General features: G+C 73.7%; 19 protein-coding genes and 1 tRNA gene. 7 read left to right on the top strand and 13 right to left on the bottom strand.

Annotation, left to right across the window (positions count from 1 at the left end):
- Positions 1–238: 238 nt before the first annotated feature.
- Positions 239–1,042 (top strand): response regulator transcription factor, encoded by an 804-nt coding sequence (locus V2S66_RS20445; RefSeq protein WP_330797330.1) that lies wholly within the window; start codon positions 239–241, stop codon positions 1,040–1,042.
- Here the strand turns inward: V2S66_RS20445 and V2S66_RS20440 are convergent.
- Positions 1,001–1,498, bottom strand: coding sequence for a MarR family winged helix-turn-helix transcriptional regulator (locus V2S66_RS20440; protein ID WP_330797329.1), 498 nt, complete (start codon positions 1,496–1,498; stop codon positions 1,001–1,003). The two genes, V2S66_RS20445 and V2S66_RS20440, sit on opposite strands and share 42 nt — an antisense overlap.
- A 137-nt stretch (positions 1,499–1,635) precedes the next feature.
- Here V2S66_RS20440 and V2S66_RS20435 point away from each other — a divergent pair, with 137 nt between their 5' ends.
- Positions 1,636–2,496 (top strand): trans-aconitate 2-methyltransferase, encoded by an 861-nt coding sequence (locus V2S66_RS20435; protein WP_330797328.1) that lies wholly within the window; start codon positions 1,636–1,638, stop codon positions 2,494–2,496.
- Complete coding sequence (locus V2S66_RS20430) at positions 2,493–2,864, top strand: VOC family protein (RefSeq protein ID WP_330797327.1); 372 nt, start codon at positions 2,493–2,495, stop codon at positions 2,862–2,864. The genes V2S66_RS20435 and V2S66_RS20430 overlap by 4 nt, the downstream gene beginning before the upstream one ends.
- 64 nt (positions 2,865–2,928) lie before the next feature.
- On the opposite strand, the gene V2S66_RS20425 is transcribed toward V2S66_RS20430, so the two are convergent.
- The 6 genes from V2S66_RS20425 to V2S66_RS20400 form a co-directional block, all read right to left on the bottom strand.
- Entirely contained in the window at positions 2,929–3,423 is a 495-nt protein-coding gene (locus V2S66_RS20425; protein WP_330797326.1) for a hypothetical protein, read from the bottom strand.
- Positions 3,424–3,478: 55 nt separating this feature from the next.
- Positions 3,479–4,072, bottom strand: coding sequence for an aminoacyl-tRNA hydrolase (gene pth, locus V2S66_RS20420; RefSeq protein WP_330797325.1), 594 nt, complete (start codon positions 4,070–4,072; stop codon positions 3,479–3,481).
- A gap of 78 nt (positions 4,073–4,150) precedes the next feature.
- A complete protein-coding gene (locus V2S66_RS20415) occupies positions 4,151–4,777 on the bottom strand; it encodes a 50S ribosomal protein L25/general stress protein Ctc (RefSeq protein WP_330797324.1) in 627 nt (208 codons plus the stop codon).
- A 198-nt stretch (positions 4,778–4,975) separates the two neighbouring features.
- On the bottom strand, positions 4,976–5,953 hold the full coding sequence (locus V2S66_RS20410) for a ribose-phosphate diphosphokinase (protein WP_330797323.1): 978 nt from the start codon (positions 5,951–5,953) through the stop codon (positions 4,976–4,978).
- A gap of 141 nt (positions 5,954–6,094) precedes the next feature.
- Positions 6,095–7,564, bottom strand: a complete 1,470-nt coding sequence (gene glmU / locus V2S66_RS20405; protein WP_330797322.1) for a bifunctional UDP-N-acetylglucosamine diphosphorylase/glucosamine-1-phosphate N-acetyltransferase GlmU — start codon at positions 7,562–7,564, stop codon at positions 6,095–6,097.
- A gap of 63 nt (positions 7,565–7,627) precedes the next feature.
- Positions 7,628–7,699: transfer RNA gene (locus V2S66_RS20400), tRNA-Gln, on the bottom strand.
- Positions 7,700–7,964: 265 nt separating this feature from the next.
- Here V2S66_RS20400 and V2S66_RS20395 point away from each other — a divergent pair.
- On the top strand, positions 7,965–8,975 hold the full coding sequence (locus V2S66_RS20395) for an acyl-CoA desaturase (protein WP_330797321.1): 1,011 nt from the start codon (positions 7,965–7,967) through the stop codon (positions 8,973–8,975).
- 85 nt (positions 8,976–9,060) lie between these two features.
- Positions 9,061–9,663 (top strand): TetR/AcrR family transcriptional regulator, encoded by a 603-nt coding sequence (locus V2S66_RS20390; RefSeq protein ID WP_330797339.1) that lies wholly within the window; start codon positions 9,061–9,063, stop codon positions 9,661–9,663.
- 92 nt (positions 9,664–9,755) lie between these two features.
- Here the strand turns inward: V2S66_RS20390 and ppc are convergent, their stop codons facing one another.
- A complete protein-coding gene (gene ppc / locus V2S66_RS20385) occupies positions 9,756–12,500 on the bottom strand; it encodes a phosphoenolpyruvate carboxylase (protein WP_330797320.1) in 2,745 nt (914 codons plus the stop codon).
- Between the two features lie 199 nt (positions 12,501–12,699).
- Here ppc and V2S66_RS20380 point away from each other — a divergent pair, with 199 nt between their 5' ends.
- Positions 12,700–14,061, top strand: coding sequence for a sensor histidine kinase (locus V2S66_RS20380; RefSeq protein WP_330797319.1), 1,362 nt, complete (start codon positions 12,700–12,702; stop codon positions 14,059–14,061).
- A gap of 56 nt (positions 14,062–14,117) precedes the next feature.
- Here the strand turns inward: V2S66_RS20380 and V2S66_RS20375 are convergent, their stop codons facing one another.
- The 5 genes from V2S66_RS20375 to V2S66_RS20355 form a co-directional block, all read right to left on the bottom strand.
- On the bottom strand, positions 14,118–15,077 hold the full coding sequence (locus V2S66_RS20375) for a DivIVA domain-containing protein (protein WP_330797318.1): 960 nt from the start codon (positions 15,075–15,077) through the stop codon (positions 14,118–14,120).
- Positions 15,078–15,348: 271 nt separating this feature from the next.
- Positions 15,349–17,967, bottom strand: coding sequence for an SUKH-4 family immunity protein (locus V2S66_RS20370; protein ID WP_330797317.1), 2,619 nt, complete (start codon positions 17,965–17,967; stop codon positions 15,349–15,351).
- An 8-nt stretch (positions 17,968–17,975) separates the two neighbouring features.
- Positions 17,976–18,986, bottom strand: a complete 1,011-nt coding sequence (locus V2S66_RS20365) for an SMI1/KNR4 family protein (RefSeq protein ID WP_330797316.1) — start codon at positions 18,984–18,986, stop codon at positions 17,976–17,978.
- A gap of 208 nt (positions 18,987–19,194) precedes the next feature.
- A complete protein-coding gene (locus tag V2S66_RS20360; protein WP_330797315.1) occupies positions 19,195–19,938 on the bottom strand; it encodes a hypothetical protein in 744 nt (247 codons plus the stop codon).
- Between the two features lie 164 nt (positions 19,939–20,102).
- Positions 20,103–20,909 (bottom strand): hypothetical protein, encoded by an 807-nt coding sequence (locus tag V2S66_RS20355; protein ID WP_330797314.1) that lies wholly within the window; start codon positions 20,907–20,909, stop codon positions 20,103–20,105.
- A 298-nt stretch (positions 20,910–21,207) separates the two neighbouring features.
- On the opposite strand from V2S66_RS20355, the gene V2S66_RS20350 reads away from it, so the two are divergent.
- Positions 21,208–21,714, top strand: a complete 507-nt coding sequence (locus V2S66_RS20350; protein ID WP_330797313.1) for a YwqJ-related putative deaminase — start codon at positions 21,208–21,210, stop codon at positions 21,712–21,714.
- The last annotated feature ends 24 nt before the right edge of the window (positions 21,715–21,738 follow it).

Here is a 21,738-nt window from a genome sequence, read left to right as displayed (position 1 = left end):
GACGGCCCGAGGGCGTCTGTGCGAAGTTCCCCGTGAAGTTATGCCAACACGGTTCCATTCCTCCATCCAACCCCTACGCTTTTCCCACAGCGCCGGTGGGGGCCGGTGCTCATCAGGGGGCGAGACGCACGGGGTCCGGTACCCGGCATGGGACGGCGGTCCCTGGCCGGGTGCCGGGCTCCACGCGAGACGCGCCCCGCCGCCACTGGGGGAGCGCCCATCATCGGGAGTGGTGTCCATGGGACGAATCCGCGTTCTGGTCGTCGACGACCATCGCATCTTCGCCGAGTCTCTTGCCGCCGCACTCGCCGCGGAACCTGACGTCGACGTGTCGGCGGCGGGCAGCGGCCCGGCCGCGCAGCGGTGTCTGGACCGCGCGGCGGTCGACAACCGCCGGTACGACGTCCTGCTGGTCGACGCGGACCTCGGCGGCGGCCCGCACCCGCCGGTGCTCGCGGCCGTGCCGCCGCTGCCGATCGGCTCCGGCGCCCGGCTGCTCGAACCCCGGGACCCGGTGCTCGACGGCCTCGCGCTGGTGGAGCGGGTCCGCGCCGAGCACGCCGGAACCCGCACGGTGGTGCTGGCCGAGCGGGACGACCCGGTGCGGGCCGCCCGCGCGCTGCAGGCCGGGGCGTCCGGCTGGGTGGCCAAGGACTGCTCGCTGTCGCGGCTGCTCTCGGTGGTGCGCGGCGTGCTGCGCGACGAGACGCATCTGCCGCCCGCGCTGCTGACCGGGGTGCTGCGCGAGCTGACCGCGGCCCGCCGCAACCGCACCGAGAGCGAGCGGCTGGTGGAGTCGCTGACGCCGCGCGAGCAGGAGGTGCTGCGCTGCATGGTGGCGGGTCTGGGCCGCAAGGCGGTCGCCGAGCGGCTCTTCCTGTCCCCGCACACGGTGCGCACCCACATGCAGAACGTGCTGGGGAAGCTGGGTGTGCACTCCACCCTCGCCGCGGTCGCGCTGGCCCGCAGGGCCGGCGTCGGACCGGTGGAACTGGTCCCGTCAGCCGGGGACGTTGTCGAACGGCGCGGTCAGCTGTCGTAGCAGCGAGGCGAGTTCGACGCGCTGGCGCTCGCTCAGCTCGCCCAGGATGGCCCGCTCCTGGGCGAGCAGCCCGGCCAGCGCCTCGTCGGCCCGGTCGCGCCCCTCGGGGGTGAGCCTGACCAGCACGCCGCGCCGGTCGCTGGGGTCGGGGAGGCGCTCGACCAGCCGCTTGTGGGCGAGCCGGTCGATCCGGTTGGTCATGGTGCCCGAGGTGACCAGGGTCTGGGTGAGCAGCTGCCCGGGAGAGAGCTGGTACGGGCGCCCGGCCCGGCGCAGCGAGGTGAGCACGTCGAACTCCCAGGGCTCCAGGCTGTGCTCGGCGAACGCCAGCCGCCGGGCCCGGTCCAGGTGCCGCGCGAGCCGGCTGACCCGGCTGAGCACCTCCAGGGGTTCGACGTCGAGGTCGGGGCGCTCTCGGCGCCATGCAGCGACCAGCCGGTCGACCTCGTCCTCCATGGAGATCAGTGTAATAGGTCTGTCGACATGAAGTCTCTTGACATCAAGATATAACGGGGAGGAGCCTGGAGGGCGAGGGCAGGACGCGATCCTCCGCTTGACCAGGACGGCTCAGAACACCCCAGGGGGTACGCACGATGCAAGCAGCTCCGACGTGGGACCCGCAGCAGTACCTCCGGCACTCCACCCACAGGACCCGCCCCTTCCTCGACCTGCTGACCCGGATCTCCGGCCTGCCGGGTGGCGCCGAGCCGCGCATCGCCGACGTCGGCTGCGGGCCCGGCAACGTCACCGCGCTGCTCGCCGACCGCTGGCCGGGCGCGCGGATCACCGGCTACGACAGCTCGCGCGAGATGCTGACCGCCGCGCAGCGGTACGCGGGACCGACCGCGGGCGGCGGCGCGATGGACTTCCGGCGCGCCGACGCCGCCGTGTGGAGCCCCGAGGAGCCGTACGACCTGATCGTCTCCAACGCCGCGCTGCAGTGGGTGCCCGGCCACGCCGACCGCTTCCCCGACTGGATCGGGCACATCACCCCCGGCGGCACCCTCGCCTTCCAGGTGCCGGGGAACTTCGACGCCCCCAGCCACGCGCTGCTCGCCGAGCTGTGCGACGCCCCCCGCTGGCGCTCCCGGCTCGACGGCCACGGCCGCCGCTACGTGCACATCCTCAGCCCCGGCGACTACCTGGAGCGCCTCACCGGACTCGGCTGCACCGACGTCGACGTCTGGGAGACCACCTACGTGCAGCTGCTGCAGGGCGAGGACCCGGTGCTGGAGTGGACCAAGGGCACCGCGCTGCGGCCGGTGCTGACCGCGCTCGACGAGGACCGGGCGGCGGCCGGCGAGTTCGTCGGGCAGTACCGCGACCTGCTGCGCAAGGCGTACCCGGCGGGTCCGCACGGTACGGTCTTCCCCTTCCGCCGCATTTTCGCCGTCGCCCGCACGCCCGGGGGCGGGACGCCGCCGGCGCCCACCCCCGAGGAGGCCGCCGCGTGATCACCGGCGTCGACCACGTCCAGCTCGCCGCGCCCGAGGGCAGCGAACCGCTGCTGCGCGCGTACTACACCGGGGTGCTCGGCATGAGCGAGCTGACCAAGCCGCCGGTGCTGGCCGGCCGCGGCGGCTGCTGGTTCAGCGCCGGGACCGCCGTGCTGCACCTCGGCGTCGAGGAGGACTTCCGGCCCGCCCGCAAGGCCCATCCGGGCATCCGGGTCACCGGCATCCACGGCTTCGCCCGGCAGCTGAAGGCCAAGGGCGCCACGGTGGTCTGGGACTACGACCTGCCGGGCCACGAGCGCTTCTACTCCGAGGACCCGGTCGGCAACCGGCTGGAGTTCCTCGAACCGCTCGCGACCAGGAACTGAGCGACCGGGAACCGGCGGCCCGTCGGCGCGGCCCGGCCGCCGGGCCGCGCCGCGCCGGTGCGCCTCACAGGGTGAGGAAGGCCGCGCCGATCAGCGCCGCGCCGAGCCCGGCCAGCGTCCACGCGGTGCGGCGCATCCGCAGCCCGCCCGCGACCACGACCGCGGCCAGCAGCAGCGCTCCGCCCAGCGGCAGCCAGGAGAAGAACAGTCCGCCCCAGCCGGAGCGCACCGCTGTGGTCGTGCCGGGCTCCAGCACCACCGGCACCCGCTCCCCGACGCGGTGCCTGACCGGCAGGCTGACGGTGACCTTCGGCCGCGCCGTCGCCGTGCCCCTGGGCGCGAAGGGCCCGGTGCACGACGAGTCGCCGCACGCGGCCAGCGTCACGGTGCCGCGCTCGCGCCCCTTGGTGAGCATCACGTAGTGCGCGGTCCGCCAGGAGTCCCAGCCGCCGGACACGAGGATGAGCAGCGCGAGGGCGCCCGCACCCACCACCCGGGCCAGCAGCACCAGCCCCCAGGCGCTCTCCGCGGTCCGGCGGGAACGGCTCCGTGTGACCATGCGGGCGATCTTTGGCCATCGCATGGCGTCCGGTCAACCACCGCGGCGCCACCGGTCAGCTGTTGTAGGTGCTCTGCGCCCGTTCCAGTCCCTCGCCGACGAGCGCCTCGACCGCGTCGGCCGCCCGGTCCACGAACCAGTCCAGGTCCCCGCGCTCGGTGGCGGAGAAGTCCTTGAGCACGAAGGCCGCCACGTCCATCCGGCCCGGCGGCCGCCCGATCCCGGCCCGCACCCGCAGGTAGTTCGCGCCGAGCGACTTGGTGATCGACTTCAGCCCGTTGTGGCCGTTGTCGCCGCCGCCGAGCTTGAGCCGCAGGGTGCCGTAGTCGATGTCCAGCTCGTCGTGCACGGCGACGATCTGCTCGGTGGGCACCTTGTAGAAGTCCTTGAGCGCGGTCACCGGTCCGCCGGACAGGTTCATGTACGACATCGGCTTGGCCAGCACCACCCGCCGGCTGCCCGGTCCCGGCGGCCCGATCCGGCCCTCGACGACCTGCGCCTGCGCCCGGCCCGACCGCTTGAACGTCCCGCCGATGCGGGCGGCGAGCAGGTCGGCCACCATGAAGCCGATGTTGTGGCGGTTGCGGGCGTACTCGGGGCCCGGGTTGCCCAGGCCCACGACCAGCCAGGGTCCTGCGGTGTCGGTCATCCACGTCTCCGTCTCGCACACATGCTGCGGCCGCCGCCGCACCCAGGAGGGTACGGCGGCGGCCGGGGAACAGCGGGATCAGGCCTCGTCGGCGGCGTCCTCGTCGGCGGCGGTCTCGCCCTCGGCGGCGGCCTCCTCGGTCTCGCCCTCCTCGTCGGCGGCCTCGATCTGCGCGGCCACGACCTGGATGACGACCGCGTCCTCGTCGACGGCGAGCACGGTGCCCTTGGGCAGCTCGATGTCCTTGGCGAGGATGGCGGCGCCGGCCTCCAGACCCTCGACGGAGACCGTGACGCCCTCGGGGATGTGGGTGGCCTCGGCCTCGACCGGCAGGGTGTTGAGGACGTGCTCCAGCAGGTTGCCGCCCGGGGCCAGCTCGCCCTCGGCGGTCACCGGGATCTCGACGGTGACCTTCTCGCCGCGCTTGACCGACAGCAGGTCGACGTGCTCGAGGAAGCCCTTCAGCGGGTCGCGCTGCACGGCCTTGGGGATGACCAGCTCGGACTTGCCGTCGATCTGCAGCGCGATCAGCACGTTGGCGGTGCGCAGCGCGAGCAGCAGCTCGTGGCCGTTGACGGTGACGTGCTGCGGGTCGGCGCCGTGACCGTAGATGACGGCGGGGACGCGGTTGGCACGGCGCACCCGGCGGGCCGCGCCCTTGCCGAACTCGGTACGTGCTTCGGCGGCGATCTTGACCTCGGCCATGATGCTCAACTCCTCGTGAACGGTGGGGATCAGGGGCGGTCGCCCGACCCACGACAGGCCGTTCTCCTACGAGGAGCGCGTCGATAACGGAGGCGGGACCGGACATGCGTCCGGGGCCTCCCTCGCCGAGCAACGCGGACAGCGTAACCGGCGGGAAGGCCCCGGACGAAATCGATCAGCGGGTCCGGCGGACGGCGCTCAGTGGGAGTCCTCGAAGAGGCTGGTCACCGAGCCGTCCTCGAAGACCTCGCGGACGGCGTTGGCGATGGTCGGCGCCATCGACAGCACGGTGATCTTGTCGAGCTCCAGCTGCCCGGGGGTGGGCAGCGTGTCGGTCAGCACGAACTCGCTGACCTTGGAGTTCTTCAGCCGGTCCGCGGCAGGACCGGACAGCACGCCGTGGGTGGCGGTGACGATGACGTCCTCCGCGCCGTTGGCGAACAGCGCGTCGGCGGCGGCGCAGATCGTGCCCGCGGTGTCGATCATGTCGTCGACCAGGACGCAGACGCGGCCCTTCACGTCGCCGACCACCTCGTGCACCTTGACCTGGTTGGCGACGTCGGGGTCGCGGCGCTTGTGCACGATGGCCAGCGGCGCGCCGAGCCGGTCGCACCAGCGGTCGGCGACCCGGACCCGGCCGGCGTCCGGCGAGACCACGGTCAGCTTGGTGCGGTCGACCTTGGCGCCCACGTAGTCGGCGAGGATCGGCAGCGCGAACAGATGGTCCACCGGGCCGTCGAAGAAGCCCTGGATCTGGTCGGTGTGCAGGTCCACGGTGAGGATCCGGTCGGCGCCCGCGGTCTTGAACAGGTCCGCCATCAGCCGGGCCGAGATCGGCTCGCGGCCGCGGTGCTTCTTGTCCTGCCGGGCGTAGCCGTAGAACGGCACGATCACGGTGATGCTCCGCGCGGAGGCCCGCTTGAGAGCGTCGATCATGATCAGCTGTTCCATGATCCACTGGTTGATGGGGTTGGTGTGGCTCTGGATCAGGAAGCAGTCGGCGCCGCGCGCCGACTCCTCGAACCGCACGTAGATCTCGCCGTTGGCGAAATCGAAGGCGCGGGTGGGCACCAGCTCCACCTCTAGTTCGTGGGCCACCGCCTCCGCCAGATCGGGGTGGGCGCGGCCGGAGAAGAGCATCAGCTTCTTCTCACCGGTCGTCTTGATCCCGGTCACTGCACCGTCTCCTTGGTGTTCGACTGGTGTTCGACACAGCTTCTCCCGGGATTCGGGTGAGCTGGCGGAATTGTGTGCACCCCACACGGTACGCCCCATCCGGCGCACCTGTGCACCGGCCGGACGCCCGTGAGACGACCCTCACTCGCCCGGCCGGTCGCCCTCCGGAGCGCCCTCGTGCAGGGCCCGCTCGGCCGCCTGCGCGGCCGCGCTGCCAGGGCGTTTCCTGGCCACCCAGCCCTCGATGTTGCGCTGCTGGCCGCGTGCCACGGCCAGCGAGCCGGCCGGCACGTCCTTGGTGATCACCGAGCCGGCCGCGGTGTACGCGCCGTCGCCGACGACGATCGGGGCGACGAACATGTTGTCCGAGCCGGTCTTGCAGTAGCTGCCGATCGTCGTGTGGTGCTTGGCCTCGCCGTCGTAGTTCACGAAGACGCTGGCCGCGCCGATGTTGGTGTGGTCGCCGATGGTCGCGTCTCCCACGTAGCTCAGGTGCGGCACCTTGGTGCCCTCGCCGATCGAGGCGTTCTTCATCTCGACGTACGTGCCGGCCTTGGCCTTCGCGCCCAGCCGGGTGCCGGGCCGCAGGTAGGCGAAGGGTCCGACGTTCGCCTGCGCGCCGATCTCGGCCTGCTCGGCGACCGTGTTGGAGACCCGGGCCCCCGGGCCCACCACGGTGTCGGTGAGCGTGCAGTTGGGGCCGACCTCGGCGCCCTCGGCCAGCCGGGTGCCGCCCAGCAGCTGCGTGTTCGGGTGCACCAGGGCGTCCGGCGCGAGCACCGCCTCGACGTCCAGCCAGGTGGAGGCCGGGTCCACGATGGTCGCGCCGTCCAGCATGGCCTGGGCGAGCAGCCGGTCGTTGAGCTCGCGGCGGGCCTCGGCCAGCTGCACCCGGTTGTTGACGCCGGCGATCTCGCGGTGGTCCTGCGCGGCGCAGGCGCCCACCCGGTGGCCGGCCCCGCGCAGGATGGCCAGGGTGTCGGTGAGGTACTCCTCGCCCTGCGAGTTGTCGGTGGTGACCTTGCCGAGCGCCTCGGCGAGCAGCCGGGCGTCGTAGGCGTACACCCCGGAGTTGATCTCGCGGACCGCGCGCTGGGCCTCGCTCGCGTCCTTCTGCTCGACGATCGCGGTGACCTGGCCGTCGGCGGCGCGGATGATCCGGCCGTAGCCGGTCGGGTCGGGCACCTGGGCGGTCAGCACGGTCACCGCGTTGCCGTCGGCCTCGTGCGCGGCGACCAGGCCGGCCAGCGTCCGCGCGGTGAGCAGCGGCACGTCGCCGTAGGTGACCACGGCGGTGCCGTCCAGCACGACGCCCTGCCGGGTCAGCTCCTCGAGCGCCACGCGGACCGCGTGCCCGGTGCCGTTCTGTTCGTGCTGGACGGCCACCACGGCGGCCGGGTCGATCTCGGCGAGGTGCGCGGTGACCTGCTCGCGGCCGTGGCCGACCACGACGGAGAGGTGTTCGGGATCGAGGGCGCGGGCGGCGGCCACGGCGTGGCCGACCAGCGAGCGGCCGCAGATCGGATGCAGGACCTTGGGGGTGGCCGACTTCATGCGCGTGCCCTCACCCGCGGCGAGGATGACGACGGCAGCCGGGCGGTTGGGGCTCACGGGAGGAGACTCCTCGGCTTCGGATGTTGGACACCCGCAGGATACCGACCGCTTGTCCGACTGCTCCGCCGCCAGGACTCGAACCCGGACTTAAGGCACCAAAAGCCCCAGTGCTGCCAATTACACCACGGCGGATCAACTCGGCTGCTCCGGACCGTGGTCGGACCGTGCCGGGCTGGACGCCCCCATCATGCCGCACGAGGCGGGGTGGACGCGACGGTGATCCTGGGTAGAGATTGCGTCGGCGGGAAGGCGACCCTTACTCGATTACCCGTGTGGTCCTGTTGCCCCGACGTGCGCCGCTGCAATACTTACGGAGCCGTAGGTTACGGGCGTGACCGCCACCGACCACCGGGACCGGCCGGATCTCCGGCTCCTCCACATCCGACAAGGGACACATATGACCACTCAGACGGACGTGATCACAGAGTCCCGGGACCCCGGGCGCTCAGGACAGGATCCGCAGCCGCCCAGTGCCACCCGGGGCGGCGAGAGCAAGCGCTCGATCGAACAGATCGCGCTGCTCCTCTTCATCTGCATCCCCTTCGTGGCGCTGGCCGCCGCGGTGCCGCTGGCCTGGGGCAGGGGCATGAGCTGGCTCAACCTGGGCCTGATGGTCGGGATGTACTTCCTGGGCTGCCACGGCATCACCATCGGCTTCCACCGGCACTTCACCCACGGCTCGTTCAAGGCCAACCGGCCGCTGAAGATCGCGCTGGCGATCGCCGGCTCGATGGCCGTCGAGGGCCCGATCGTGCGCTGGGTCGCCGACCACCGCAGGCACCACAAGTTCAGCGACGCCGAGGGCGACCCGCACAGCCCGTGGCGCTACGGCGAGTCCTTCCCGGCCCTGATGAAGGGCCTGTGGTGGGCGCACATGGCCTGGCTGTTCGACGAGGAGCAGACCCCGCAGGAGAAGTACGCGCCCGACCTGATCAAGGACCCGGCGATCCGCCGCATCTCCCGCGACTTCTGGGCGTACACCGCGCTGTCGCTGCTGCTGCCCCCGCTCGTCGGCGGCCTCGTCACCATGTCGTGGTACGGCGCGTTCACCGCGTTCTTCTGGGGTTCGCTCGTTCGGGTGGCGCTGCTGCACCACGTCACCTGGTCGATCAACTCCATCTGCCACGCGGTCGGCAAGCGCCCGTTCAAGTCCCGCGACCGCTCCGGAAACGTGTGGTGGCTCGCGGTCCTCTCCTGCGGCGAGTCGTGGCACAACCTCCACCACGCCGACCCCACCTCCGCGCGGCACGGCGTGCTCCGCGGCCAGGTCGACTCCAGCGCCCGCGTCATCCGCTGGTTCGAGAAGGCCGGCTGGGCCAGCGACGTGCGCTGGCCGGACGCCGCGCGGATCGAGGCCCGGCGTAAAGAAAGCATCAGCGAGGCGGAAAGCATCAGCGAAGCGGCATGATGGTCGGGTGAGCGACGGCAACAACGCACGGGGGACGTCAGCCGGCACCGCCGGACCGACGGCGCGGCGCACGCGCAGGGTCCGGATGACCGGCAAGGAACGCCGCGAACAACTGCTGGACGTCGGCCGGGTGCTCTTCGCCGAACGCGGCTACGAAGGCACCTCGGTCGAGGAGATCGCGCACAAGGCCGGCGTCTCCAAGCCCGTGGTATACGAGCACTTCGGCGGCAAGGAAGGGCTCTACGCGGTCGTCGTCGACCGTGAGATGAGCCGGCTGCTCGACATGGTGACCGGCGCCCTCACCGGCGGCCATCCCAGGGAACTGCTGGAACAGGCCGCGTTCGCCCTCCTCGACTACATCGAGCAGTACACCGACGGCTTCCGCATCCTGGTGCGCGACTCGCCCGTGGCCCAGTCCACCGGCACCTTCGCCTCACTCATCAGCGACATCGCCACCCAGGTCGAGGACATCCTCGGCCACGAGTTCAAGCAGCGCGGCTTCGACCCCAAGCTCGCCCCGCTCTACGCGCAGGCGCTGGTGGGCATGGTCGCGCTGACCGGCCAGTGGTGGCTCGACGCGCAGCGGCCCGGCAAGGCCGAGGTCGCCGCCCACCTGGTCAACCTCTCCTGGAACGGCCTGTCGGGGCTGGAACCCAAGCCCCGGCTGATCGGCCACCGCAAGAACTGAGCCGAGCCGAGCCGGGCGGGCCGCGGGCGCGGTCCGCCCGGCTCAGGCGTTCAGGTGCGGGGCCGACCGGGGCGCGGTCGGCCGGCGGAGGGTCAGCCGGTGTTGCGCAGGCCGGCGGCCACCCCGTTGACGGTGAGCAGCAGCGCCCGGGAGAGCAGCGGGTCCGGCGTCTCGCCCGCGGCGGCCGCCGCGCGCTGCCGGGCCAGCAGGGTGACCTGGAGGTAGGAGATCGGGTCCAGGTACTGGTCGCGGATCCGGAAGGTGCGGGCCAGCGCCGGGCTGCCGGCCAGCAGCTCGCTCTCCCCGGTGATCCGCAGCACCTCGCTCACGGTGAGGTCGTGCTCCGCCTCGATCGTGGCGAAGACGTGCTTCAGCTCCTCGGGGACCAGGGTGTCCACGTAGTGCCGGGCGATCCGCAGATCGGTCTTGGCCAGCGTCATCTCGACGTTGGACAGGAAGTTGCGGAAGAAGTGCCACTGCCCGAACGCCTCGTCGATGACCGTGTCGAGCCCCGCCTCGCGGGCCGCCTTCAGCCCGGTGCCGACACCGAACCAGCCGGGCACGATCTGCCGCGACTGCGTCCAGCCGAAGACCCACGGGATGGCCCGCAGCCCGTCCAGGCCCGCGCCGGAGTCCGGGCGGCGCGAGGGGCGCGAGCCCAGGTGCAGCTCGCCGAGCTGGTCCACCGGAGTGGCGGCGAAGAAGTACGGCGGCAGGTCCGGGTCCTCCACCAGCGCCCGGTACGCGCCGTGCGCGGCGTCCGAGACGATGTCCATCGCCGCGTCCCAGCGGGCCAGCGCCTCGTCGGACTGCCGCGGCGCGGTGTGCATCGCCGACGCCTGGAGCGTGGCGGCGACCGTCAGCTCCAGGTTCTCCCTGGCCAGCGCCGGGATCAGGTACTTGTCCGAGATGACCTCGCCCTGCTCGGTCACCTTGATCTCGCCCTCCAGCGTGCCCCAGGGCTGCGCCAGGATCGCGGTGTGCGAGGGGCCGCCGCCGCGGCCGACGGTGCCGCCGCGGCCGTGGAAGAGCCGCAGCCGCACCCCGTGCCGGTGCGCCACGTCGCGCAGCCGCCGCTGGGCCCGGTGGATCTCCCACTGCGAGGTGGTGATGCCGCCGAACTTCGAGGAGTCGGAGTAGCCGAGCATGACCTCCTGCACGTCGCCGCGCAGCGACACCAGCCGCCGGTAGGAGGGGTCGGACAGCATCTCGTCCAGCAGCTTGTCGGCGATCTTCAGCTCGTCGGTGGTCTCCAGCAGCGGCACGATGCCGATCTTGGCGACGCCCGCGTGCAGGTCGATCAGCCCCGCCTCGCGGGCCAGCACCGCCGCCGCGAACACGTCGTCGGAGCCCAGGCACATCGAGATGATGTACGACTCCACGACCTCCGGGCCGAACCGCTCGAACGCCTCCCGGATGGTGTGGAAGACCCCCAGCGTCTTCGCGCCCGCCTCGTCCAGCGGCGCCGGCGTCGGAGCCAGCGGCCGGCGCGAGCGCAGCTCCTTGGCGAGCAGCTTGCGGCGGTAGTCGCGCGGCATGTCGGAGTACCGCCAGGACTCCTCGCCGAGCCGGTCGAAGAGCTGGCCCAGCGCGTGGTGGTGCGCCTCGGCGTGCTCGCGCACGTCCATGGTGGCCAGCTGCAGGCCGAAGGCCGACAGGGTGCGGATGGTGCGGTCCATCCGGCCGTCGGCGATCAGCCCGCCGCGGTGCGCCCGCAGCGAGTTCTGGACCAGCCGCAGGTCGTGCAGCAGCTCGGCGGTGCCCAGGTAGTCGCGGCCGACCACGTGCGGGGTGCCGGCGGCGAGCCGCTCCCGGGTGTTGACCAGCTTCTGCCGGATGCAGGTGGCCTTGAGCCGGTACGGCTCCTCGGCGTTCAGCCGCTTGTAGCGCGGGCTGATCTCCGGCAGCGTCACCAGGTCGTTGGACAGGGAGTCCAGCAGCTCGGTGCTCGCGCCGGAGTTGCGGATGGAGTTGGACAGCGCGCCGCGCAGGAAGTCCACCAGCTCCAGCGCGTCGGTGATGCCGTGCTCGTGCTGCAGGATCAGCACGTCCCAGGTGACCTGCGGGGTGACGTTCGGGTTGCCGTCGCGGTCGCCGCCGATCCAGGTGCCGAAGGTCAGCGGCCGCGCCTCGGGCGGCAGCGGCACGCCGACCCGCTCCAGCTCGGCGGCGAGGTCCTCCAGCACCTCGCCGACCGCGCCCGCGTGCAGCTCGTCCAGATAGTAGACGGCGTTGCGGGCCTCGTCGGCGGGCTCGGGCCGTACCACCCGCAGCTCGTCGGTCTGCCACAGCAGGTCGATGTTCTCCGCCAGCCGCAGGTCGGCCCTGCGGCGCTCGCCGGAACCCGCCCCGGCCGCACCGTCCGCGGCCTCCAGCAGTTCGGCGATCCTGCGCAGCTTGTTCAGCACCGAGCGGCGGGCCGCCTCGGTGGGATGCGCGGTGAACACCGGCCGCACGTTCAGATTGCGGACGGTCTCCCGTACGTGCTCCGGGTCGCCCTCCTTCAGCAGGTCGGCCGTCTGCGCGAGCAGGCCGCCCTCGGCCGCACGCCGGGCCCGCAGGTCCCGGCCGCGGTGCACCTGCTCGGTGACGTTCGCCAGGTGGAAGTAGGTGGAGAAGGCGCGGACCAGCTTCGCGGCGGTCTCCAGATCGGTCTCGCCGAGCAGGGCGGCGGCGGCCTCACCGTCGCTCCGGGTCAGGGCGCGGACCTTCTCGACCAGGTCGAGGAGTTCCTGCCCCTCCTGCCGGACGAGCGTGCCGCCCAGCAGCTCGCCCAGTCGTCGGATGTCGGCCCGCAGGGCGGTACTGCTGTCCTTGGGGGTGTCGGCGCTGCTCACAGGTGCGGCTCCTTGTGCAGGGGAATGGGCGACGGCGGATGACGAATGGACTCGCGGACCGCGCTGTCCGACCGGTCAAGGATAGGTCGCGGTCCTGTCCCCGAGACGAGCCGGCCCACCTGCCGGACATCGGCCGGTCGCGCGGAGCGGCCAGGATGGGCCGGTCACGCCGTACCCGCCACCGCCTAGTCTGGACGCCATGAGTACGACGGGGGCGCACGTACCGGACGACGGGGCTGGGGGACCATCCCGGCCCGGATGGTGGTGGTGGACGAGGCGGCGCGGGTTCGCGCTGGACGCCGCGCTGGCCGCGGTGTCGGCGGTGGAGAGCGCTTTCGAGGGCGCGACCTTCGCGCAGAAGACCGGGATCGCGACGAGCGCGGGCGCGCTGTTCGGCCTGCTGGTCGGCGCGGTGCTGCTGCTGCGGCGGCGCTGGCCGGTGGCGGTGGTGCTGGTCGGCATCGCGGTCAGCCCGGCCCAGATGGGCTTCGCCCTGTCGCTGGTCGGCCTCTACACGCTGGCCGCCTCCGACGTCCCGCGGCGGATCACCGCGGCGCTGGCCACCATGAACGGCGCCGGCACCATGCTGGTCGCCTTCCTCAACTTCGAGGACAGCCTGCGCCACCCCGACAGCGGCCGGGCGGCGTCACTGCCGCTGGTGTTCATCATGTCCGCGCTCGTCGCGCTCGGCCTGACCGCGCCGCCGGTGCTGCTCGGGCTGTACGTACGGGCCAGGCGGCGGCTGGTGGAGAGCCTGCGGGAGCGGGCCGACGGCCTCGAACGCGAGCTGGAGCTGCTCGCCGAGAAGGCGCTGGAGCGGGCCGAGCGGGCCCGCTCGGACGAGCGGACCAGGATCGCCCGCGAGATGCACGACGTGGTGGCGCACCGGGTGAGCCTCATGGTCGTGCACGCCGCGGCGCTCAAAGCGGTCGCGCTCAAGGACCCGTCGAAGGCGTCGGCGAGCGCGGAGCTGCTCGGCGACATGGGACGGCAGGCGCTGACCGAGCTGCGGCAGATGCTGGGCGTGCTGCGCACCGTGCCCGAAGCGGCCGCCGCCGCCGTCGCGGCGCTTCCCGCCGCCGGCGGCGGCCGGCCGGGGTCGGGGCCCGGCGCGGAGTACGCGCCGGGGCCCGCCCCCGCCTACGGACCCGAGTCGGGCGACGGCGACGAAGGGCCCTGCCTGGCCCAGCTCGCGGAGCTGGTCGAGGAGTCGGCGGCGGCCGGCATGGGCGTCGAGCTGGCCGTCGAGGGCGAGTCCCGCCCCTGCGGGCCGCGCATCGAGGCGACCGTCTACCGCGTCGTCCAGGAAGCGCTCACCAACGTGCACAAGCACGCGGCAGGAGCCAAGGCGAAGGTGCTGCTCGCCTACCGCGAGGCGGAGGTCGCCGTCCTCGTCACCAACGGCCCCTCGGACGGGTCCGCCCCCGCCGCCCTGCCCAGCGGCGGCCACGGCCTGGTCGGCATGCGCGAACGCGTCTCCGCCCACGGCGGCGGCTTCGCCGCCGGGCCCACCACGGAGGGCGGCTTCCGCGTCTCCGCGATGATTCCCCTCCCGGGCTGAGGGCTCTGCCCGGGAGGGGCGGGGGTCTGGGGTGGGGTCGTGTGCGGGGCCAGGGGTCAGGGCTCGCGGCCGGTGAGGGCGGCCAGGGTGCTGCGGATGTGGGCGAGGTGGGCGCGGATCTCGTCGCGGTGCTGTTCGTGCTCGCGCAGCGCGCGCTCGGAGTCGCGGCGGACCCGCTCCTCGTGCAGCCGGGCCTCGGCGATGAGCGCGGAGGCGCGGGCCTCTGCCTCGGCCTGCTGCTCGCGCAGCGCCTGCTCGGCGTCGGCGCGTTCGCGGTGCGCCTCCTGCAGGCGGCGCTCGGCGTCGGTGAGCAGGTCGGTGAGGCGGCCGTCGACGCCCGCGTCGCGCTCGGCCAGCTCCTGCTCCAGCGCGTCCATCCGCGCGCGCTGGTCGCGGTCGGTCTCCGCGGCGGTCTGCCCGAGGTGCTGCTGCACCGCGTCGAGCGTGCCGTTGGCCTCACCCCGTACCGCGTCCGCCTCGGCGCGGGCGTGGCCGAGGATCTCGGCGGCGCGGCCGCACGCCTCGTCGAGCACCGCCTGCGCCTCGTCCTCGGCGACCGCGAGGCGGGCCGTGGCCGCCGCGCGGGCCTCGTCCTGCAGGGTGCGGCGTGCGGTGTCCGCGGCGTCCCGTGCGTACTGGGCCTCGGTCTCGGCCCGGTCGCGCACCGCCGCGGCCTCCTCCTCCACCATGCGCAGCAGCTCCGCCGCGCCGGGGCCGAGCGCGTCGAAGGCGCTGCCGGTGAGCGCGCCGACCTGCTCGCGCAGCTGGGCGCACTCGGCGTCCATCTCGTTGGCGAGCACGGTCAGCCGGGCCGCGCGCTCCCAGGCGGCGTCCCGGTCCTCGGACAGCTCGTCCAGGAACCGGTCGACCTGGTCGGGTCGGTAGCCTCGGCCGCGCGGGGTGCTGAACCTCCCCTGCGGCGGGGGCGGTGGCTCAGGAGGCGGCGACGTCACTGGTTTCGGTGCCGGTGTCGATGCCGTGGTCGACGTCTCCGGTGTGGTCGTATTACTGCTCATGCCCTCTGCCCCTCGCCGTCGGGCCGATCCGAGTCATGGCCGCGCACTGTGACCCATTTTTGGCTTATGCCCGAATTGTACGGGCTGCGCCACTCCGACCCTTCTCCTACCCAGCGACCGGCGCGGCGACGAGTGCGCGGGCCACGGAAACATGGCGAAACGGTGACGGGCCGGGCGGAGGAGATCCTCCGCCCGGCCCGTCACCCCACCGGTCCGCTTCCCGCCGACTGCCCACCACCCGGGCCGGGTTCACCCCTGCGGCGGGCGCGGACTACAGCAGTCCGTCCCACATCTGCTCGATCAGCACCGACCACCAGTTCTCCGGCGAGGCGATCGCCGCCGGGTCCTGGGCGGCGAGCTGCGCCTGGAAGTCCACCGTCCAGCGGCCCGCCTGCTCGGGGGTGAGCCCGATCCGCAGCCGCCACATCCGGCCCAGCAGCGCCAGGCAGCGGGCGAACTCCGGCAGGCTGGAGTTCACGAACTGCGGCGGTGCGGCCGGCGCCCCGCCGGGACCGGCCTCCAGCGGCAGCGCGACGATGTGCGCGGTGCCGTACTGGACGCACAGCTGCCGGCCGAAGTCGTTCCCCATCACCAGGTACGAGCCGGCGTCCGAGGCGGCCCGCACCCCGCGCTGCGCGGCGAGTTCGGCGAGCGTCGGCACGGGCTGGCCGGGCTGGGCCTGGGCCCAGAAGAACGGCCCGAAGTCCACCGGAAGCCCCGACCACATGAGGGTCTGCGCCACGATGTCCGGCACGCCGGCCCGCGAGACCGCGCGCTGGTCGAACCGGAACACGCCCTGCGGCCCGAACGCCCCCGCCAGCTCCTGCCCGATCACGTCGAGGCCCACCGGCGGCACCCGCACCACCGCGTGCGGGTCCGGCATCGGCACCCGCTGCGGCTGCGGCCTGGCCGGCGCGCCCGCCACCTGGTGCAGCTCACCCTGGTGGGTCAGCAGATGCCGGACGCCCTGCCGGCGGCTCGCGTGGTCCTTCCCGTACGGGGCCGTGTGGCTGATCCGCACCTGCGGCCAGGTCTCGCGGATCATGCGCGTGCAGTAGCCGCCGGGCAGGTCGCACGACTCCAGCTCGGTGTGGAGTTCGAGCACCTGCTCGGGCCGGACGTTGAGCGAGCGCAGCTCGTGCAGGATCTGCCACTCCGGGTGCGGGGTGCCCGGCGCGGACCGCCGGATCAGCTGCTGCTCGCTGCCGTCGTGCCCGCGGTAGCGCAGCACCGCCATGTACCCGGGGCCGACGGTCGGCACCGCGGCGGCCTGCGGATAGCCGTACGCGGGTGGCGGCGGGGGCGCCATGCCCTGCGCGCCCGGCGGGGGCGGCGGCGGTCCGCCCAGTCCGGGCGGTCCGACGGGTCCGGCCATCATCGTGGCGGCGTAGTGCGGGCCGCCCGCGCCGGGCGGCGGGGGCGGCGCGGCTATGCCGTGCGGTCCTGGCGGCGGCGGTGGCGGGGTGCCGCCGGGGGTGGCGAGCATGGTGGCGGCGTAGTGCGGGTCGCCGCTGCCACCGCCACTGCCCGGCGGGGGCGGCGCCATGCCGTGCGGTCCTGGCGGCGGCGGTGGCGGGGTGCCCCCGGGGGTGGCGAACATCGTGGCGGCGTCATGGGGGTCGCCGCCGGGCGGCGGCGGGGGCGTGCCCGCGCCGGGCGGAGGCGGCGGGGGCGCGTCGAGGCCGCGCGCCGGCTGGCCGGCGGGACGCGGCGCGCTGCCCGGCACGGCCTTGGCCGTCTCCAGGTCGGCGATGTCCGCGGCGCCCTGGGCCACCGCCCGGCCCGGCGGCGGCAGCGGGACGGAGGGCCCGCCGGGCGGCGGGTACGGCGAGCCGCCCATGGTGTGGGGCACGCCGGGACGCGGTGCGGCCGGCGGCTCCTCGCCGGGGGCGATCATCGTCCGGGGCAGCGCGCTGCCGCCGGGCAGCAGCTCGGTGCGGGCCTCGGCGCCGACCGGCGCCTGCTGCTCGCCCTCGTCCGCGCCGGTGACCGGTGGTGCGAACACGGTCGCGGGCACCGGCACGGACTGCCCCTCGCCCGAGTCGCTGACCGTCTTCCCCGCCCAGCCGCCGGAGTCCGCGGCAGGGCGGTCGGAGGGACGCAGGTACGAGACGTTCCCCGAGCCATGGCCCTGGCCCGAGCGTTGGCCTGAGTCGCGGCCTGGGTCACGGCCTGAGTCCGGCCCGGACTCCTGCGCGGCGTCCTCGCCGGCGCCGGACTCCGGCCCCGCGGCGGCCGGCCGCAGGTACGAGACCCCGCCGGAGGCCCGGCCGTCGGCCGGTGCCGGAACCTCCGGCTCGGCCCCGGCACCGGCCTGCTCCACGTCCCGGCCCGGGGGCCGCCGCAGGTCCACGCCGCCCGAACCGTCGCCGGGCCGCCGGTAGTCGATCCGCCCCGAGGAGCCCGCGCCCGCGGGCTCCTGCGGAGTGGAGCCGTGCCCGCCGTCGGCCGCGGCCGTGGGCGCACCGCCGCCTCCGCCGAAGGTCGAGCCGGAACCGGAACCGGAGCCGCGCCGGTCGGGGATGCCCATCCTGTCCGCTGCGTCCTGGAGCCACTGCGGCGGGCTGAGCAGGAAGGACGTCGCTTCCAGATCGAGCCGCTGCGGCGGCTCCGGCACAGCGTCCTGCGGCGTCGGGCCGTACTCCTCCTCGTAGCGGCGGATCAGCTCGCCGACGGGGAGCGCCGGCCAGAGGGTGGCCTCCCCGCTGTCGCGGGCGATGATCACCCGGACCAGGCCGTCGTCGGAGAGCGGGCCGCCCTCGCGGGCCTCGGACCAGACCACGAAGCCGAGGTCGAACTCGCGGACCCGGATCTCGCGGGTCTCGTAGGCCGGCACGTCGGCGTTGATCCAGCGCTCCGCACGCTCCTGCGCCTGCGCGAAAGTCACCATCGCCGACCTCACCCCTCCACCGGGACGGCGGTGGCGAAGCCGCCGTCCACCATCAGGTTCGCCACCGTCTCCAGCTCCGGCGGGTTGCCGGCCAGCCGCAGCAGGAACTCGTCGAGCGTGTCGCCGCAGTTCAGCAGCAGTTCGGCGACACGGTCCGCGGGCGAGTCCCAGCGCTCGCCGTCGCGGGCGTCGTCATACGCGCAGAACCACACGGAGCCGGTGCGCTCGCCCTTCACCTTGACGGCGAGGACGCCGCCCTGCACGTAGCCGATCGCCAGGTAGTCCTTCGTCAGGTGGTCGCGCAGGCACTTGTTCACGTACACCAGGTCGTTGACCGCGGCGTCGTCGCGCACGGTGAAGAACGGCTGGTCGAGGAGGAGCCCGAGATCGGGGTCGAGCGCGACGCCCTTGGGCGCGCAGCCGCCGGCCGCCTTCAGGAAGGTGCGGTAGGCGCCGGGCAGCCGGTAGCCCAGCTCCTCCTCGACGTCGCGCACCTGCTGCTCGGTCACCGACACCGCGTCCACCGGCAGCCCGAAGTGCGCCGGCCTGGTCTCCTGGAGCGGCCGGGTGCCGCGCTTGGCGTGGTCCGCGACGGATTCGGCGAGGCCGCCGTGGTGCCGCAGCAGCGCCTTGACCTCCACCGGCACCAGCTCCAGCCGCCGGGTGCCGTGCACGTGGTGCCAGGTCCAGCCGTGCGGGGTGCCGACCGGGGACAGGCTCGCCCACAGCTGGTGGCCGGCGGCGTGCATCGCCGCGTTCGCCGACACGTAGTCGGTCAGGCGCAGTTCGTCGATCCCGAAGCCCTCGGGCGGTTCGGCGATCTCCGCGGCCGCGCGGGCGTACGGCGAGAAGTCGGGGCGGCCGTCGTCGTCCACCCAGACGCCCTGCGGATGGCGCGCCGCCCTGACCGGGTCGGGAAAGTGCACGACCTGTCCGGCGTAGGCCGCGTTGGGTGGCGCGGACTGTCCCGCGGCCGCGGGTCCGGGAGGTGCTCCCACCCCTTGCGGGCCTGTCGTCATGGCGGTTGCCCCCTGCTGCGTCTGGCTGTTGGGCACAGCCTAGGGGGTAGCGCTCGGCGGGTGAACGGGCTGGTCTGCGTACCCTGTGGACAAGCCCCCAGGGCCTGTGGACAACTCCCGTGGGCGTCCCCGGCGTCCCCGGCGTCCCGGACCGAGCGGCGTCCCGGAGCCGGCGGCCTCCCCGTACGACGGTCAGTCCGTACGACGGTCAATCCGTCTTCGCGGCCTCGCGCAGCTTCGCCGCCTGCTCGACCGGGATCGCGGCCCGCAGCGTGGCGGTCGTGTGGTCGGCCCGCACCGACTCGTACGCGGCGGTGGTGTCGCCCACCCTGACCACGGTGACCAGCACGGTGCCCGCCGGGCCCTTGGCGGCGTCGGCGATGGTGTACGTGACCTGCTGGTCGCCGAGGCTGCCGGTCGGCGCGGCGGCGTGCACCACGAAGGTGGTGGTGACGCCGTTCCTGGTCGTCCTGTACGACGTGCAGGTCTTCACCGCTGCGGCCAGGTCGTCCAGCACCTGCCGGGCCTCGCCGGTCCGGTAGGTGGCGACGACCGTGAGGCTGATCGTCTTGGCGTTCTTGTCCTTGTCCGCGGTGTCGGTGACCATCCCGCCCACGTACACCTGCCGCGGGTGCTTCGGCTGGCTGCTCCACTGGTCGGCGACCGGCTGGCACTGCGCGGGCGCCGCCTTCTGCTGGCCGCCGAGCAGCTGGGTCTTGGTGCCGGCCGGCAGCACCTGGACGTGCGGGACGTCCTTGGAGGTGAGCAGCGCCTGGGTGAGCTTCGCCGTGCGCACGGCGCCCGACGCGCGGACGTCCTGCGGCGCCTTCTCGGCGCCGCCGTCGCCGCCGCCGCAGGCCGCGGTGAGCGCGAGCACGGGCAGCAGGGCGGCGGATACCGCCGCCCCGCGGCCGCTACCGGCGAGTAGGCGACTGCCTGCAGGTATCCGCATCGCAACGTTCCCATGTGTCGTGTCCCGCCCCGGCTTCCGGGGGCGCGCGCCTCGTGCCGGCGCGGCTGCCGGCGGGCGGACCGCCCGCTGCCGCGCGACTTTACGGCACCGGGCAGGTCCTGCCGGGTGTGGGGCTGCTCACAGGAGGGTCGCGAGCGGCCTGGTCACTTCCGCGCGGCCAGCGCTGCCTTCAGTTTCGCCGCCTGCTCCCGGGCGACCGCCAGCGGCACCGGGCCCGCGCCGCCCTTGGGCCTGGTCGACAGGTACGAGGTGATGGTGTCGCCGGTGCGGACCACCGTCACCAGGGCGGCGCCGGTCTTCTTGTCGGAGGTGTCGGTCATCAGATAGGCGACCGAGGCGTCGCCGACCGCGACCGCCGGCCCCCTGCCGATCGTGAAAGGGGTGTGCTGCCCGGTGCCGTCCGCGCCGGTGAAGGAGGTGCAGGTGCGCAGCGCGGACAGCACGCCGTCCATCACCTTCTGGGCGTCGCCCGGCGCATGGCTGGCGACCAGCATCTGGTTGACGGTGTCGGGGGTCGCGCCCCCCGCCGTCTGCTGGGCGAAGGCCGCCCCGACCGTGGCCATCCGGTGGATGGCCGGCCGGGTGCTGGCGACGTCGGCGAGCGGCTGGCACTGCGGCTTGTCGGCGTGCATCACCGACGGTCCGCCGCTGTCGCCCTGGGCGCCCAGGGCGTCGGGGTCGAACGCCTCGGGCGCGGTGGTCTGCACGCCGTCGTCCTGAGAGGACTGCTGGACCACCCAGCCCGGCAGGTCGGCGTCGGTGACCAGGGCCCGGCTCAACTGCTGGACGGTGAGCGGGGCGTGGCCGGCGAGCGTGGCCGCGGCCGACGGCGACGCGCCGCCCTTGCCGTCGGCGTCGCCCGAGCCGCCCGAGCACGCCGCGGTGAGCAGCAGCACGGGCAGCGCGCAGGCGGCCGCGGTCTTCAGGGGGTGGTGAAGGGATCTGCGCATGGGGTCACGTTCCCTCGGTTCGGCGGTGGGGGGATCCGCGGGTGCGGGGCCGAGACCCCGATCATCGCGTCCGCCGCGCGCACCGTCCATGGCGTCCGCGGAGGCTGTGCCCGGGCTGTGCGCCGTGTACGTGCTGTGCCCGCGCTGCCGACGGACCGTCACCCCACGGTGACATGGCCCACACAGGATGGGGACGGCTCGGCGTATCGCTTCCACATCCGACGGCGTGTTTGGCACTCTGATCGACATACGGGGGAACGCCCGCTTGCGGCGGGCGGATGGAGGATGCACGCAAAACATGACAACACACGTACAGGCGGCGGGGGCCGCCGATCCCAGGCTGAGCTGGAGCACCGCACGAGATCCCGACGGGCCGCCGACGCTTCGGCACCGCAGGGACGGGATCCTGCCCGCGGTCGCCGCCGCGCTGTCCATCCGCGACGAGGTGCTCACCTGCACCGCCGCGCGCGGCGAACAGCCGCCCGCGCTGCACCCGATCGTGCGGGACTTCCTCGACGCGCTGCCCGCGGGACAGCGCGAGCGGTTCACCGGCCGGTGCGCGGAGGCGGTCCTGATCTCCCGTCACCTCACCGCGGCCGAGGCGGGCCGGAGCAAGCGGGCCTCCCGCAGACCCCTCACCACGGGCGAGGCCCGCAAGGCGCTGCGCGGCGGCAAACTGACCGCCCGCCGGATACGCGAGGACGGCGACCCCTCCCACGGCGCCTACATGCCGCCGTGCCGCTCCTGCGCGCCGCTGCTCGCCCACCTCGGCGTGCTGCCCTTCGACCCGGGCGCCGCCGGGTGACGAACGACCCGATGGCCGACCCGA

Source organism: Actinacidiphila polyblastidii, assembly GCF_036353415.1.
GTDB classification, from domain to species: domain Bacteria; phylum Actinomycetota; class Actinomycetes; order Streptomycetales; family Streptomycetaceae; genus Actinacidiphila; species Actinacidiphila polyblastidii.
Note: the sequence above shows the minus strand (reverse complement) of the source record. Positions and strands in the feature narration are given on the sequence as shown.

Excerpts from the sequence above, each read along its gene's own strand:
- V2S66_RS20445 (WP_330797330.1), top strand. The coding sequence starts at position 239 with ATGGGACGAATCCGCGTTCTGGTCGTCGACGACCATCGCATCTTCGCC.
- V2S66_RS20440 (WP_330797329.1), bottom strand. The coding sequence starts at position 1,498 with ATGGAGGACGAGGTCGACCGGCTGGTCGCTGCATGGCGCCGAGAGCGC.
- V2S66_RS20435 (WP_330797328.1), top strand. The coding sequence starts at position 1,636 with ATGCAAGCAGCTCCGACGTGGGACCCGCAGCAGTACCTCCGGCACTCC.
- V2S66_RS20425 (WP_330797326.1), bottom strand. The coding sequence starts at position 3,423 with ATGGTCACACGGAGCCGTTCCCGCCGGACCGCGGAGAGCGCCTGGGGG.
- pth (WP_330797325.1), bottom strand. The coding sequence starts at position 4,072 with ATGACCGACACCGCAGGACCCTGGCTGGTCGTGGGCCTGGGCAACCCG.
- V2S66_RS20415 (WP_330797324.1), bottom strand. The coding sequence starts at position 4,777 with ATGGCCGAGGTCAAGATCGCCGCCGAAGCACGTACCGAGTTCGGCAAG.
- V2S66_RS20395 (WP_330797321.1), top strand. The coding sequence starts at position 7,965 with ATGACCACTCAGACGGACGTGATCACAGAGTCCCGGGACCCCGGGCGC.
- V2S66_RS20390 (WP_330797339.1), top strand. The coding sequence starts at position 9,061 with ATGACCGGCAAGGAACGCCGCGAACAACTGCTGGACGTCGGCCGGGTG.
- V2S66_RS20380 (WP_330797319.1), top strand. The coding sequence starts at position 12,700 with ATGAGTACGACGGGGGCGCACGTACCGGACGACGGGGCTGGGGGACCA.
- V2S66_RS20375 (WP_330797318.1), bottom strand. The coding sequence starts at position 15,077 with ATGAGCAGTAATACGACCACACCGGAGACGTCGACCACGGCATCGACA.
- V2S66_RS20370 (WP_330797317.1), bottom strand. The coding sequence starts at position 17,967 with ATGGTGACTTTCGCGCAGGCGCAGGAGCGTGCGGAGCGCTGGATCAAC.
- V2S66_RS20365 (WP_330797316.1), bottom strand. The coding sequence starts at position 18,986 with ATGACGACAGGCCCGCAAGGGGTGGGAGCACCTCCCGGACCCGCGGCC.
- V2S66_RS20360 (WP_330797315.1), bottom strand. The coding sequence starts at position 19,938 with ATGCGGATACCTGCAGGCAGTCGCCTACTCGCCGGTAGCGGCCGCGGG.
- V2S66_RS20355 (WP_330797314.1), bottom strand. The coding sequence starts at position 20,909 with ATGCGCAGATCCCTTCACCACCCCCTGAAGACCGCGGCCGCCTGCGCG.
- V2S66_RS20350 (WP_330797313.1), top strand. The coding sequence starts at position 21,208 with ATGACAACACACGTACAGGCGGCGGGGGCCGCCGATCCCAGGCTGAGC.